General features: G+C 28.7%; 15 protein-coding genes. All 15 read left to right on the top strand.

Annotated elements, in window-relative coordinates; genetic code table 11:
* Positions 1-49 precede the first annotated feature (49 nt).
* The 15 genes from B2W91_RS07000 (at position 50) to B2W91_RS06930 (ending at position 14,588) form a co-directional block, all read left to right on the top strand.
* Positions 50-406, top strand: coding sequence for a carboxymuconolactone decarboxylase family protein (locus B2W91_RS07000; protein WP_291579675.1), 357 nt, complete (start codon positions 50-52; stop codon positions 404-406).
* A 174-nt stretch (positions 407-580) separates the two neighbouring features.
* Entirely contained in the window at positions 581-844 is a 264-nt protein-coding gene (locus tag B2W91_RS06995; RefSeq protein ID WP_291579674.1) for an ATP cone domain-containing protein, read from the top strand.
* 110 nt (positions 845-954) lie between these two features.
* Complete coding sequence (locus tag B2W91_RS06990) at positions 955-1,737, top strand: MBL fold metallo-hydrolase (protein WP_291579689.1); 783 nt, start codon at positions 955-957, stop codon at positions 1,735-1,737.
* Positions 1,738-2,324: 587 nt separating this feature from the next.
* Entirely contained in the window at positions 2,325-3,209 is an 885-nt protein-coding gene (locus B2W91_RS06985; protein ID WP_291579673.1) for a LysR family transcriptional regulator, read from the top strand.
* A 104-nt stretch (positions 3,210-3,313) separates the two neighbouring features.
* Positions 3,314-3,850 carry a chromate transporter gene (locus tag B2W91_RS06980; RefSeq protein WP_291579672.1) on the top strand — a complete coding sequence of 179 codons (537 nt, stop codon included), beginning with the start codon at positions 3,314-3,316 and terminating at the stop codon, positions 3,848-3,850.
* Position 3,851: 1 nt separating this feature from the next.
* Complete coding sequence (locus B2W91_RS06975) at positions 3,852-4,382, top strand: chromate transporter (protein ID WP_291579671.1); 531 nt, start codon at positions 3,852-3,854, stop codon at positions 4,380-4,382.
* A 712-nt stretch (positions 4,383-5,094) separates the two neighbouring features.
* Positions 5,095-6,423: a citrate/sodium symporter CitS gene (gene citS, locus B2W91_RS06970; protein WP_291579669.1), complete on the top strand. Its 1,329-nt coding sequence runs from the start codon at positions 5,095-5,097 to the stop codon at positions 6,421-6,423.
* A gap of 275 nt (positions 6,424-6,698) precedes the next feature.
* Positions 6,699-6,980 (top strand): citrate lyase acyl carrier protein, encoded by a 282-nt coding sequence (gene citD / locus B2W91_RS06965; protein ID WP_291579668.1) that lies wholly within the window; start codon positions 6,699-6,701, stop codon positions 6,978-6,980.
* Positions 6,973-7,851 carry an HpcH/HpaI aldolase/citrate lyase family protein gene (locus B2W91_RS06960; protein ID WP_291579667.1) on the top strand — a complete coding sequence of 293 codons (879 nt, stop codon included), beginning with the start codon at positions 6,973-6,975 and terminating at the stop codon, positions 7,849-7,851. Before citD ends, B2W91_RS06960 begins: the two co-directional genes overlap by 8 nt.
* A 12-nt stretch (positions 7,852-7,863) precedes the next feature.
* Positions 7,864-9,417, top strand: a complete 1,554-nt coding sequence (gene citF, locus B2W91_RS06955) for a citrate lyase subunit alpha (protein ID WP_291579666.1) — start codon at positions 7,864-7,866, stop codon at positions 9,415-9,417.
* 79 nt (positions 9,418-9,496) lie between these two features.
* Complete coding sequence (locus B2W91_RS06950; protein ID WP_291579665.1) at positions 9,497-10,216, top strand: GntR family transcriptional regulator; 720 nt, start codon at positions 9,497-9,499, stop codon at positions 10,214-10,216.
* 214 nt (positions 10,217-10,430) lie between these two features.
* Positions 10,431-11,141 (top strand): lysoplasmalogenase, encoded by a 711-nt coding sequence (locus B2W91_RS06945; RefSeq protein WP_291579664.1) that lies wholly within the window; start codon positions 10,431-10,433, stop codon positions 11,139-11,141.
* 494 nt (positions 11,142-11,635) lie between these two features.
* The gene (locus tag B2W91_RS06940) at positions 11,636-12,952 is read left to right on the top strand and encodes a D-alanyl-D-alanine carboxypeptidase family protein (RefSeq protein WP_291579663.1); all 1,317 of its coding nucleotides are present in this window, start codon (positions 11,636-11,638) and stop codon (positions 12,950-12,952) included.
* Positions 12,953-13,194: 242 nt separating this feature from the next.
* On the top strand, positions 13,195-13,920 hold the full coding sequence (locus B2W91_RS06935; protein ID WP_291579662.1) for a hypothetical protein: 726 nt from the start codon (positions 13,195-13,197) through the stop codon (positions 13,918-13,920).
* A gap of 341 nt (positions 13,921-14,261) precedes the next feature.
* Positions 14,262-14,588, top strand: a complete 327-nt coding sequence (locus B2W91_RS06930) for a DUF6054 family protein (protein ID WP_291579661.1) — start codon at positions 14,262-14,264, stop codon at positions 14,586-14,588.
* Positions 14,589-15,172: the final 584 nt, after the last annotated feature.

Genomic DNA, 15,172 nt, shown 5'->3' with positions numbered 1-15,172 from the left:
CATTGTTACAATTAATTCAAAGTGTAGAGGAATTGCTAGGAGGGGTATTATGAGTAAAAGTCCAAGAAAAATGTTAAATGAATTTATGTCAGGTGTGCAATCTGTATCAAAAACAAATGGAAAAGAAATGAAAGCTTTCATGAATTTTTTGGGAGAAACAGGTAAAGACGGCGAGATTGATGTAAAGACTAAAGAGCTTATAAGTATAGGAATAGCTGTATTTAGTAGATGTGAATACTGTATAGTAGTCCATGTATATAATGCGCTAAAAGCTGGAGCAACTCCAGAAGAAATTATGGAATCTGCAATGGTAGCTATAGGCTTTGGTGGAGGACCATCAGTTGCTTATAGCGTAACTCTTTTAAAAGATTCAATAGAGGAATTTAAAGACGATTTTCAAAAGTAATATATGAGTTTAAAATATATTTAAAAGGAAATTCCATATGGAATTTCTTTTTTTTATATTATAGGCTAAAGTGAATAAAATCTGAAATTTATTATATTATAAGTACATTAGGTTGAATATTGTGAAAATTTAATTTATACTAAAATAAATTGGATTTAAAAAGAGGTGAAACCAATGAAAATTATAAAGAAAGATGGTAGAATTGAAGAATTTAGGGTTAATAAAATTAAAAATACGGTAAGTAAGGCTTCAGATGATGTAGAACAACCATTAACAGAAGGAGATTTAACATCCCTTTGTAGATCTATTGAAAGTAAACTTAAAAGTATGAATAGGGACTTAACTTCATCCTATGAAGTCTTTGGGTTAATTATAATAATATTAAAACAAGAAGGTTTTAATAAAATTGCGGATGGCTACTGCAAAGGAGCTTATTAATAATTCACAATTGAAGCTAAAACTCCAAAGGCAACACCTTTGGAGTTTTTTAAATAAAATTTATTATAATTTGATTAGTAACATAGTAAAAAGAGGGGGATTTTAGAGTGATGGAAATCATGGATTCTTGGTTTACAATTGAGGAAATTGACAGTGAGACATTTGCTATAAGTGAATATGGACATTGGGAAAAAGTTCATTCTTATTTATTATTAGGAGAAGAGAAAGCAGTATTAATTGATACCGGATTAGGTATAGATAACATCAGAAGAATAACAGATCAGCTTACATCACTGCCAATATTAGTTCTTACTACTCATGTTCACTGGGATCATACTGGAGGCCACAACCAATATAAAAATATATTTGTACATGAAGCAGAGGAAGATTGGCTTATAAATGGAATAAAAAAGCTTTCAATTGAGCAAATAAGGAAAGATGTAGCACGTGATATTACAAAAACTGTACCTAATACTTTTAATCCAAACACATATAAGCCATTTCAAGGAATACCAACAGCTCTATTACATGATGGAGATAATATAAATATTGGAAGTAGGGAACTGGTCATTTATCATACGCCAGGACATTCACCAGGTCACATTTCAATTTTTGATAATAAAAAAGGTTATTTATATACTGGAGATTTGCTATATGAAGGAATAATATATGCTCATTATCCAACCACAAATCCAGAAGATTTAATTAATTCTTTAGAGAAGATAACAAAAATTCCAAATGTAAGGAAAATTTATGGAGCACATAATCAATTGGGTTCGGATATAAATATACTTGATGAGGTAAGTAAAGCTGTTAAAGAGCTTAGAGAGAAAAATCTCATAAAGCACGGAACTGGAATACATAAATTTAATGGATTTAGTATTCAGTTCTAGTAGATAAATATTGGACAACGCTAGAAAATTTTTTCTTCGTTGTCTATTTATTTTTTGAAATAAGATATGGATTTACTATAAGTAAAATTTATAGTTTTATAAATTATTATAAGTTTTTATTATAGTAAACCTATGCTACAATTTTATTAAGAGAGAAAGATATATAGATAAACTACCTTAAAAATTGATTTATAGCTAAATATAACTACACTCTTAAGTATTTCAATTCACAACTTAAAACAGTGCACAATGCACAATTCACAATGCACAGTTAAGGATGAAATTATTCTTAGGCAAAATAATTTCTTTAAACATATTTTTGACTAGCAATNNNNATTGAATTAAGTTCGCCGCTACGGTTAATCAATTCTAAATTTCTTAGTTACCACTGAGGAAGTATCCGAAATTGTGAATTGTGAACTGTGAATTTTGAATTTAGAAGTAGGATATCTATATTATTTAAAAATTAAAAGGATGAAATTTTTCCTAGAAAGAATTTTATAATAAATAAAACATTACTAAATCGTTAAATATCAATAAGAAAGGTTTATGAATAGAATAAAAGTCTATTTTAAGGTGATATAAAAATGATTGATTCAAGACTCATTACTTTTATAACTGTGGCTAAAACTAATAACTTTACTAGAGCAGCTGAAATTTTAAATTTAACTCAGCCTGCTGTGTATCAGCAAGTACAATATTTAGAATCACATTATGGAGTAAAATTTATAAAAAAAGAAGGAAGAAATTTAAAGCTTACGGAAGAAGGGAAAATTCTTTTAGAATACGCTAAGGAAATGTACGCAATGTCACAGAAGATGGAAGAAAAACTAAAGGATTCTTCATCTATTATAAGAAGGCATCGTATTGGAGCTACTATGACTATTGGTGGATATGTATTACCAAGTATCTTAGGTAAATATAAAGATGTTAATAACAATGTAAATATAACTTTACATGTGGATAACACAAATATTATTTTAAAGAAGCTTATAGATAGAGAAATTGAATTGGCTATAGTAGAAGGACCTTTTGATAAAAAGAAATTTAAATTTAAGAAATTTAAAGATGATGAACTTATTTTGGCTGTTTCACCTAATCATGATTTTGCCAATAGAAGATCTGTTGAACTTGAGGAAGTTTTAGAAGGAAACTTATTATTAAGAGAACAAGGGTCAGGTACTAGAGAAATATTTGAAAGTGAATTAATTAGGAGAGGATATAGCCCGGATACCATCAATACCCACATGGAGGTTGGAAGCATTACTTCTTTAGTATCTCTAGTAGAATATAATGCAGGATATACAATCATATCGAGAGAGGCAATAGAAAGGGAGCTAGAGCAGGGGACCATTGTAGTTGTTCCAATAAACAATTTTAGTATGCTTAGAGAATTTAACTTTATATATATTAGCGAAAAGGAAATGGAGTTTATAAATGACTTTATAAACTTTTGTTATGAAAGTAACTAAATATTTTATGTATTTAACTTATAGATTAGAATTGAAAAACAATGAAATTTTATATTCTTTCTTTAGCATATTGCTTATGTTTAAGAAGAAAGCGGAGGAGTTTTATGAAAGAGTTAATTATAATGTTTTTAAGTTTTTTTAAGATTGGTGCTTTTACTTTTGGTGGAGGATATGCCATGATTCCTTTAATTGAAAGAGAGGTAGTTGAATCAAAAAAATGGATTTCAAAAGAAGAGTTTACAGATATACTTGTAATAGCACAAAGTTTCCCTGGAGCATTGCCAGTAAACTCATCTTTATTTATAGGATATAAACTAGGAGGCGTTTTAGGCGCAATTCTTGCCTTATTAGGAGTAATATTGCCTTCATTTTTAATAATACTCACTATAGCTGTTTTTTTTATGCAATTTAGAGAAAATCCTATAGTAGATAATGTGTTTAAAGGTATTACAGGAGCGGTACCTATGCTCGTATTACTTGCTGTAAAAAGTTTATCCAAGTCTGTAAAAAAGAGTACAATCAATATTCTTATAACAGCAACCTGTGTATTAGCAATTACAATTTTTAATGTTCACCCAGTTATAATGATTTTCATTTCTGCTATTTATGGAATAATTTTTTTAAGAGAGCAGGTGGCTTAATATGGATATGCTTATAAAATTATTTTTAAGTTTTTTTAAAATAGGCGTTTTTGGCTATGGCGGTGGTTATGCCATGTTACCTTTAATTGAAAGAGAAATAGTAACAACAAATCATTGGTTAAGCTCTTCTCAGTTTTTAGATATAATAGGAATTTCACAGATGACACCTGGACCTATATCAATTAATTCGGCTACTTTTGTTGGATATACAATTAGCGGATTTTGGGGAAGTTTCTTTGCAACTCTTGGTGTTGTAACATTCCCGTTTATACTAGTTTCAATAGCAACTCATTGTGTATTAAAATTTAAAAATTCATTGGTTATGAAATCAGCATTAATGGGGATGAGACCAGCATTAATTGGACTTATTATAAGTGCATTTTTATCTCTAGCCAAGCAATCTTATTTAGATATTAAATCTATAATAATTGGAGCAATAATATTAATTATTAGTTTAAAATCAAAATTGCATCCTATACTCGTAATTGTTGTAGCTGGAATTTTAGGGGTAATACTCTATGGAGTATTTTAAATAATAAATTGATTTAGTAATAGATCATTGAGGCAAAAATAGTTTTGTTAATGTAAAAAAGTCAGTATTTTTATTACTGGCTTTCTATTTTTTGATGAAAATATATGCTAATTTACATCTCTGGGGAACTTAATCAATTGAGAATTGAAAATGGAAAATTCTCAATTGCGGTGAAAATTAATTCTTGCAAATTGATTTCTTTAAATAGATTTTTCAATAAAAGTGGCTGCAGCACTTTGAAAAGAAATAAATTTAGAATTTCTCGTATAAAAGAGAAGTATCAATAATTCTTCATTCCAAATTGCCAATTTTCAATTCTATAAGATTTCACCTTAGGTGCAGTATATTTAGGAACAGAACCTTTTATTAAATAATCCTTACTTTTTAGGGAAATCTATTTAAAAGAAATTTATATGATTTTTAAATTAACTTATAAATTATAATAAAATTTTATTTAAATTTAAGAAATAAAAAACCTATTTGTAGGTTATAATTTATTGTCCAATTGCAAATTAGTCATGTTTTTCAGCTAAATAAACCATTTAATAAAAAATAAACCATTCAATGAAAAATAGAAAATTATGAAAAAATTCATATAAAGTTATTGCGAAAATGTATACGAGAATGATATATTGTATACATAAGAATTGTATACAATATGGTGAAAATGTATACAAATAGGTTAGGATATTATTTTATAGGGGGTTAAACTATGAAAACCGAGGAAAAAACAAGTAATACCATTAGTGAGAAACAACATTTTAAAGTATTTGGAATGCCTCTATATTTATTTGCAATATTTGCAATAATAGTAATTGCGGCATCAATGTACGATATTGTTCCTAAAGAAATAACAGGAGCTTTTGCAGTAATGTTTATTTTAGGAATAATATTTGGTGAAATCGGAGATAGAATTCCTATATGGAAGGAGTATGTTGGAGGAGGAGCAATACTTGCTTTTTTAGGGTCAGCTTACTTAGTTTATAAAGGAATTATGCCAGAATCAACTATTGAAAGCATCAAATTTTTTATGGATGATGCAGATTTCTTGAACTTATTTATATCAGTATTAATAACAGGAAGTATACTGGCTGTTAATAGAAAATTATTAGTTAAAGCTCTTACAGGATATATACCAGCAATATTAGCAGGTATATTAGGAGCATTTATATTTGGAGCTATAGGAGGACTTATAACGGGAGTTTCACCAATAGAGGTTGCAATGAAATATGTTTTACCTATAATGGGTGGTGGAACTGGTGCAGGTGCAATACCTATGTCAGAGATATATAAATCTGTTACAGGAGGAGATCCAAAAGAATTTTTATCTTTTGCTTTTCCAATATTAACAATTGCAAATATTATCTCAATATTTATGGGTGCTCTTTTAAACAAATTAGGAGATAAAAAGCCATCATTAACTGGAAATGGTAATTTAATAAAAGCTAATAGCTTTTCAGCAGAAGAACAAAAATCAGGCCTTAAGATTACACATAAAGAAATTGCAGCAGGATTAGTTCTTTCAACAGGTTTCTATATACTAGGAACGTTAATGTCTAAAAAAATACTTCCATCTGTTGGTGGAGTTCAAATTCATACATTTGCCTATATGGTTTTATTCGTTTCAATATTTAACATATTTAACTTAATACCTGAAGAATTAAAGCAAGGTGCTAAAACCCTTCAAAGTTTCTTTTCATCAAAGTTTTTATGGGTTATTATGATAGGTGTTGGAGTAGCTTATACTGACCTTGGAGAAATAATTGCAGCATTGACTTTTTCAAATTTAATAATTGCAGGATTTATAGTTGTAGGAGCGGTTGTAGGTTCAGCGCTACTTGGAATGTTAGTAGGATTCTACCCAATAGAAACAGCTATAACAGCAGGTTTATGTATGGCTAATAGAGGTGGTTCAGGAGACTTAGCAGTTCTAGGTGCTGCTAAGAGAATGGAACTTATATCTTTTGCTCAAATTTCATCAAGAATTGGTGGAGGAATAATGCTTGTTATTGCAAGCGTAGTATTTGGCTTATTTGCATAGGTAAGACATTTTAAAGGTATAAGTAATTTCTTATACCTTTAATCTTTAATCATAATATAGGGATACAAGGTGAAATTTTAAAATATACTCTGAAAAGTAAAATTTTTATAAAAATGGCTTAAGTCCTTAGAAATTAAGAATTAATAATGAAGAATGAAGAATTTAGGANNTTAATTTTTCATTCATAGAAAAAGATTTTTATTATGGAAATTAAAATTATATACAAGTTAAATTTTTATTTTGAAACCCTATATAAATTATAGTAGAGGGAAAGGATGGGAAGTTTTATTATGATGGGTATAGCTGGAAATGAAAAATCAGATGACGTTTTAGTAAAAGTTCAATTAGATGAAGTAGAAGGGATAACTATTGATATAAAAAGCAAAATTAAAAAGATTTTTGGAAAACATATGGAGATTGCTGTAAGAGAAGCATTAAGTGAACTAAATGTGGAAAATGCTAAGGTTGAAGTTGAAGACTTTGGAGCATTGGATTTTGTTATAAAAGCAAGAGTAAAAACAGCAATTAAAAGAGCTAGGGGGAATAAAAATGAATAAGAAATTAAGAAGAAGTATGTTATTTTGCCCTGCAAGTGATCCTAAAATGTTAATGAATGCCCCTGTATATGGAGCTGATTGTATAGTATTCGATTTGGAAGATGCAGTAGCTTATAATGAGAAGGATAGTGCAAGGGATTTATTATGTGAAGCTTTAAAGACTATAGATTATAGTAAAAGTGAGGTTTTTGCTAGAGTAAATCCATTGTATACTGAATTTGGTAAAAAAGATGTTGAAGAGCTGGTTAAGGCCGGATTAAAAAATATAAGACTTCCTATGAGTGAATCCAAAGAAAATATCATAGAACTGGATGAATTACTTACTAAATTAGAAGATGAAAATAATTTAGAAAAGGGGTCAATAAAGATACAAGCTGCTATTGAAACTCCAAAAGGAGTATTAAACGCTCTTGAAATAGCACAGGCTAGTAAGAGAGTTGTAGCTATATCTATTGGGGCGGAGGACTTTACAAGAACTTTAGGTGTTGATAGAACTAAAGCTGCTAGAGAGCTTTTTTTCGCAAGATGTCAAATAGTTTTAGCTGCTAGTGTTGCAGGTGTAGATTCTATTGACACAGTTTATGCAAACTTAGGTGATATGGAAGGCTTTATAGAAGAGGCTAAAGATGCAAAAGGATTAGGCTTTTCGGGAAAATCTTGCATACATCCATCACAGGTAAAACAAGTTCATAAAATCTTTACGCCAACTAAGGAAGAAGTTGAGAAAGCAATGATTATTATTAATGCAGCTAAAGAAGCTGAAGAAAAGGGAATTGGAGTAATTACTGTAGATGGAAAGATGGTTGATGTTCCTGTAATTCAAAAGGCAGAAAGAGTAGTTTCATTAGCAAAAGGCGCAGGAATTATATAAGGGGGGAGAACAATGGAACAAATAGTTAACGCTGTTGGAAGACAATTACCTAAATATATAGAAGGATATGGAGAAGTAAAACCTTATAAAGGAATCTTCGAAATGGGAGTGGAAGGAAGAAAATATGCACCAATGAAGTCACTTTTTATTCCAGGAGTAGAAAAAATACTTCCAAGCATAAAGGAAGCAATACTTAAAGCTGAAGTTAAAGATGGCATGACTATATCTTTTCATCATCATTTAAGAAATGGTGATTATATATTAAATATGGTTATGAATGAAATTGCTAGTCTTGGAATAAAAGATATAACTATATGCGCTTCTTCATTAACAGGAGCACATGAGCCACTACTTGATCATATAAACAATGGAGTAGTTACAGGACTTCAAACTAGTGGGCTTAGAGGAAAGTTAGGTCAAGAGGTTTCATTAAATAATATATTAGGAAAACCAGTGATATTCAGAACTCATGGCGGAAGAGCTAGAGCTATTGAATCAGGAGAAGTTAAAATTGATGTAGCTTTTATAGCGGCTCCTGCTTGTGATCCTATGGGAAATATGAATGGAAGAGATGGAAAATCTGCTTTTGGTTCTATGGGATACCCAATGGTAGATGCTAAATATGCAGATAAAGTTGTTGCTATTACTGATAATTTAGTGGATTATCCATTATATCCTGCTAGCATAGATCAAACATCGGTAGATTATGTGGTAGTAGTAGATGAGATAGGAGATCCCTCAAAAATTGCTACTGGCGCAACTAGAGTTACAAAAAGTCCTACGGAACTTTTAATAGCTGAGTATGCAGCGGAAGTTTTAATATCTTCAGGATTAGTTAAAGAAGGTTTTTCATTCCAAGCTGGAAGTGGTGGCGCATCTCTTGCAGTTGCTAGAAATTTAAGAGAGTATATGTTAGAAAATAATATAGTCGGTTCTTTTGCTTCAGGTGGAATAACTTCAACACTTGTAGAATTATTAGAGGAGGGCTTGTTTAAAGCGTTACTTGATACGCAAACCTTTGATGCAGCAGCAGCAGCTTCAATGAAGAAAAATCCGAATCACATTGAAATGTCTGCTTCAATGTATGCAAATCCTCACAATAAAGGATGTGTTGCTCATCAACTTGATATAATGATGTTATCTGCAACAGAAATAGATACAAAATTTAATGTAAATGTTATGACCGGCTCAACAGGGATAATAATGGGAGCGCAGGGAGGACATCCTGATACAGCGGCAGGGGCTAAATTGACCGTTGCAGTAGCACCACTTATTAGAAAGAGAATCCCTATAATTGTAGATGATGTTACTACTGTAGTTACACCAGGCGAAAATATAGATGTAGTTGTAACTGAAAGAGGAATAGCTGTTAATCCGAAGAGAAGCGATTTAATAGAAGCACTCAAAGATACAAAACTACCTTTAATGTCTATTGAAGAGTTAAAATTACTTGCTGAAAGTTTTACAGGAAAACCAGATAAAGTAGATTTTGAAGATGAAGTTGTAGGTGTAATAGAGTACAGAGATGGAACAGTAATGGATGTAATAAGAAAAGTAAAAAGATAGTTCATTATTAATAAATAAGCGGGGGGATGGTTTTCTTCTCGCTTTTTATAATATATAATTGCATATGGAGGTGGTAACTTTGGAAGGATTCTTAGATAAGATAGATGGAAAAGATGAAAGACCTATAAGAGAGATAGTTTTAGATAATTTAAGAAAAGCTATATTTAACAATAAATTAAAACCTGGAGATAGATTAGTAGAAACTACAATTGCAGAGGCTATGGGTATAAGTAGAACTCCAGTTAGAGAAGCATTAAGACAGCTTGAGCTCGAAGGATTGGCAACTAATGCTCCTAGAAAAGGAACTGTTGTAAATGGTATATCTTTAGAAGATGCTCTTGAAATGTATGATGTTAGAGAAGTTTTAGAAGGATTAGCAGCAAGGCTTACCTGTAATAATATTTCAAGAAAAAATATAAATGTATTAAAAGAAATTATTAGTAATATGGAAGAATGTATTGGAATTCACAGGCGTGAAGAATTATTTGAAATGAACAATCAGTGGAATGATATGCTGATGGCTCAAAGTCAAAATAAAATTCTTACTCAGGGTGCGAAGGAATTACATGACCACCTTAGAAGATTTAGATTGCTTACACTATATGATGAAGAACTTCAAAAAGAGGCTGTAGAAGAATATAAAATTATTATTAAAGCCATAGAAGTTGGTGATGATAATAAAGCGGAAGAGTATGCTAGAGAACATGTTAGACGAGCCAAAAAAAGATTTATAAAAGTATTTAATAAAAAATCCGATGAAATGGCATGTGTAACTAATAATGCAGAAAATAATATATAAGTTAGATAAAAAGTTTTTTAAAAGATGGTAACTCGACGAATTCGTTACCATCTTTTTACTTTAATTTAATATAATAGTATATAGATAGATCAATTCAAGTTTTGCTACAAAACTCTTATAGCTCTTTATTTTCACTATTTGAATTCTACTTTAAATAAATTTTTAATTTAATATAGCACTGTAAATTTCTATAAATATGGTATGGAGGGTAAAAGTGAGAGTTTTTTTAATTATTGTTTCAATTTTACAGCTACTTATAATAGTACTAGATGGAATTTATGTGTTAAGGAAAATGAATGAAATAGGAAAAGAGGATGGAGAACTTAATTTAGTGATAAAAATGTGTTTTAGCTTTTCTATGATAGTTGTGGCATTTTTATTATGGAGAAACAATTTTGAAATATTAAGAAACTATTCATTGCTGATTTTACTAGGAATGTTTTTCTCAGCTATAGGAGATATGATTATGGCCAGTATAATAAAATTAAAAAATAGGTTAATTGGAGGTATGTCATTTTTTTCACTTGCCCATATTTTTTATATTTTAGCATATTTTAAAGCTATAGCTGCCTATAAGGAAAATTTGAATTATCTAGTTTTTATCTTAATTGGAATGTATATATTTTGCATAATTCTTTGGAGAGTATTTGTATTTAATTCTACTAAGAGCTCAACACTGAATATAGTAGCATTAGTATATGCATTAGTTATTTGTACTATGGCAAGCTTTGCAATAAGTATATCTCTAACTGTAAGTGGAGCATGGTGGATGACTACTGTAGGTGCACTACTTTTTATTCTTTCAGACTTTTTAATAGGGTTATCAGAGATAAAAGAAAAAGGACCTAAAAATCAATCGGTTTGGGTGTGGTTAACCTATGTGCCAGCGCAAATGTGCATAATTTATACTTTGGCATTATTGTAGCCTTTGATTAGTGCATATGAATTACTTTAAATATTTAAAATATGAGAAGCTTTAAAAACTAATAAATAAATATAAATTATTTATATTTATAATAAAATAATCAAATAGTAAAGGGTTTTTGTAGCAGACTTGTTTTTTATATATAGGAAATAAAATATCTATTTAATAATTAAAAGAATATTTTTCATTATTAAAACAGTGTATTTTATGATCTTAATGTAAAATCATTGATTATAATAATAAAAACTAGATAACTTCTCTAGTTTTTATTATTATGATTTTCTATAAAAGTAATTTACTAAATTGTAACTAATGTTATGATTAAATAAAGTAAAATTTTCTTTGGAAAGTTTCTTAGATGAAGATAAATTAAGCATAATATAATCATTAAAACTCAATGGTGAAAATAAAGAAATCTATATTTTTATGTTACATAAAACATAAGTAAAATTTTACTTAGCTAATTTTTATATCTCTTAAAGGAGGATGTATATATGAAAAAGAAATTTATGACTTTGCTAATGGCTATTATCATTATATTTAGTAGCACTCATAATGTTTTTGCATTGGACAAGCCAGAAATTGTTGGCCAATATGCCATTACTGTAGATTTTGATAGTGGAGAAATTATTTATTATAAAGAAGGTGATAACACAACCTTTCCAGCTTCTATTACGAAGATTATGAGTTCGCTGCTTCTTTGTGAAAATGTAAATATGGATGAAAAATTGATTTTCACTCAAGAAGCAGCTGAGCAAGAACCTACAGCTATTAATGGAGTTTATACATATGTAAACGTTGGTGCAGAAATATTAGCATCTGATATTTTAAAAAGTATGATGATAATTTCAGCAAATGATATGACTACCGCATTAGCTACTAATATACCTAGTAAGGATGATGGCGGAAAAGCTTTTGTGGAGATGATGAATAAAAGAGCAAAAGAATTAGGTATGAATAATACTAATTTTGTGACTCCTAATGGTTTAGATGATTATACTGATAAGCATAAAAGCACAGCTTATGATCTTACAAGACTTGCTAGAAAAGTTTTTAATATTGAGGAGTTTTTAGAAGTAGTAAAAACATCTAGTACAGAATTAGCTATAGGGGAAAGAGCGCCTTTTACTATAAAGAATACAAATAAATTTGTAAGAGAAGATAGCGAATTTTATGATAAAAGCTGTATAGGAGGAAAAACCGGATATACAGATAAGGCAGGAAGATGCCTTCTTACTGTCTTTGAAAGAGACGGAAGAAAAATTATAGGGGTAGTTTTAAACTCTAAGCTAAATGATGCTGATACTGTAGTTTTTGAGGATATGAAAAAAATAATAGATTATAGCTATGATGTACTACCTACAGTATATAAGTATAAAAATAATGCAGATAAAGAAGTTGAATTAAAGACAAGAAATGTAATTGAAACTTTGCCTGTAGAATATAAATTATTTAAATATTTTGGTCCTAAAAAAACTATAGAGGCGCCAATAATAATTTCTAAAGACTTAACTTACTATAATAATGAAGTAAATAATAAAGAAGCAAAAATAGAATTTGATATTACAGGAGATATATTTAAGAGAAAGCTTGAAGAGAGCTTTGGAACAGTTACATTAAAGACAAGGGATGCTTCAAAATCATCAGAAATAACTACTACTATAACATTGTGGAACATAATTAAAGCAAATTTAGTAACTTATATATTTATATTAATTATTATTATATTAGTTATTTATGTATTAATAAATGCAAGAAAAAGAAAAAAGAGAACGAAAAGAATGGAAGAGATCAAGAAAAGAAAAAAATAATTTAATTCACAATGCACAATGCAAAATTCACAATTATGGATATTTCTCAGCAAAAACTGAGAAATTTTAAATTGATTATTTGTAGCGGCGAACAGTGTTCGCCACAGAATAACTAGCAATCGCATTGCTAGTTAAAAATTCATTAAAGAAATTAGTTTGATTAAAACTAATTTCAACCACAATTGTGCATTGTTTTAAGTTGTGAATTGTTTTACATATTGCTTATTAAGGAGAATGTTATAATGGGATTTTTAAAAAATATATTTAAAAAGAATGAAAATATAAATAATGATAGTTATATAATAAATTTTAAAAATGGGACAAAACTTATTTGGGGAGAAAAAGGAATAGAGATAATTGAAAAATCTAATAAGATTATCATAACTTTAGACGAAATAAGTAAAGACTTTGTAGAAGGTAAAGAAGGAATTTCACTTGAACTTTATGAAAAAGATTCACAAAATTGCACTCTCATAATATATAGAAATCCAGAAAATATTTATCTTCATTATGATAATAAAAGCTATTCATATCCCAACACTACTTTTATGGCTTTAATGGAGAGAGTAGAAAAGCTTAGAGGGGAAAAAAGTAATAATGAAGAAAAGAGTGAAGAGAAAATCATTCCTTTAGAAGATGCAACTGATGAGGCTAAGGCGGCAATTGAAAGCTATAAAAAAGTATCCCAAGAGAAAATAGATGGCTATGATAGTGAGTTTGGTTCTTTAAAAGACAAAAAAGATACATTAATACAATACTATGAAGGGATTAATATGATTATAGGAAACAGTTTCACTAAAGAAATAAAGCCGCTTATAGATGTGCTTAATCATGAAGATAAAGAAGCTTTAGAGCTAACTAAAAAGAGAAAAGAATTAATTAGGCTTTCTTATGATGGAAATATTTCTAGAGAAGAATTATATGAACTTTATGATCAATTCATAATAAGATTATGTTTAAATAATTAATTCAAATTATTTCCTAGAAAATTAAATTGTAAAATTATATAAAATCATTTTATAATGACGTATAAAACTTACAATATTTATTTAAGAGAAATTTGTTAGAAAAATGATATTATCTTTGTTATTTTTATGTAAATGTTCAAGCAGAATTTTACTTAACTATTTTAATAGCAGGAGAGAAAATAGTTAAAGTTTAAATTATGTTATAACAAAAACTAATATATATTTAGCTATTTTTAGTGATATTTTTTAACAATAGGATAGCAAGAGGCAATTTTAAAATAGAAATATATATAAAATATTTTAACAAAATGTTAAATTTTATATGGAAAAGAGGAGAGGCTATGGGAAGTTGTAACTTTAAAGCTAGGTTATCACCTAGAGAGACTTTTGACATTATACAAGATCAAGTGAATGCTGATTTAGTTTATAGCGAATTTAATGATTTAGATCAGGAAAAAGCTACAGGGGTTTTAATTTTTGAAAAATATTTTTTTAGAGTAAGTAATAGAGTAGCACTTGTAGTACTTATAGATAATTTAAAAGGGGATACTGTTGTAAAATCTATTTCTACAGGAAGTTCACAAGGATTATTTTTAAATTTTGACTGGGGTGCATCAGAAGATTTTGCTTATAGTGTAAAAGATATTATGGAGGAATATATTATTTAGAAATACTATAAAGAGATACAAAGTTAGAGAAAAAACATCTAAAAATTTTAGATGTTTTTTTATTTCAATTTTCAACCTTTGGGAAACTTAACTAATTGAGAATTGAGAATGGAAAATTGACAATTGTGGTTGAAATTAATTTTATAAATTAATTCCTTAAAATGAACTTTTCAATGAAAGTGACTGTACCACTTCAAAAACAAAACAATTTAAAACTTCTCTTATAAAAGAGAAGTATCCATAATTTTTCATTCTTAATTATTANNTTCACATTGTATCCCTATATATATGTGTGTAACTTAAAAACATAATATTCATACTATTGATAAAAATAACAAAATTCAAAGGTTATGTGATAATAATCACATACATTTTAAAGGAATATTGTTACTATATTAACGATAACTTGAGGAGGAGTATTATATGTTTATTGATGTAATAGAAAAAATAAGTAATGCGGCTTTAAGTAAAAGTAATTCATTAAAGAAAAGTAAGAGTAAATATTTGGTTAGTTCTGCTTTAGCTGGAATTTTTGTTGGATTGGGAGTAATTTTAATCTTTACTATTGGAGGGGTATTAAATGC

It is taken from the genome of Clostridium sp. UBA6640 (assembly GCF_002455975.1).
In the GTDB taxonomy this organism is placed as follows: Bacteria; Bacillota; Clostridia; order Clostridiales; family Clostridiaceae; genus Clostridium_J.
This window is presented reverse-complemented; position numbering and strand designations above follow the sequence as displayed.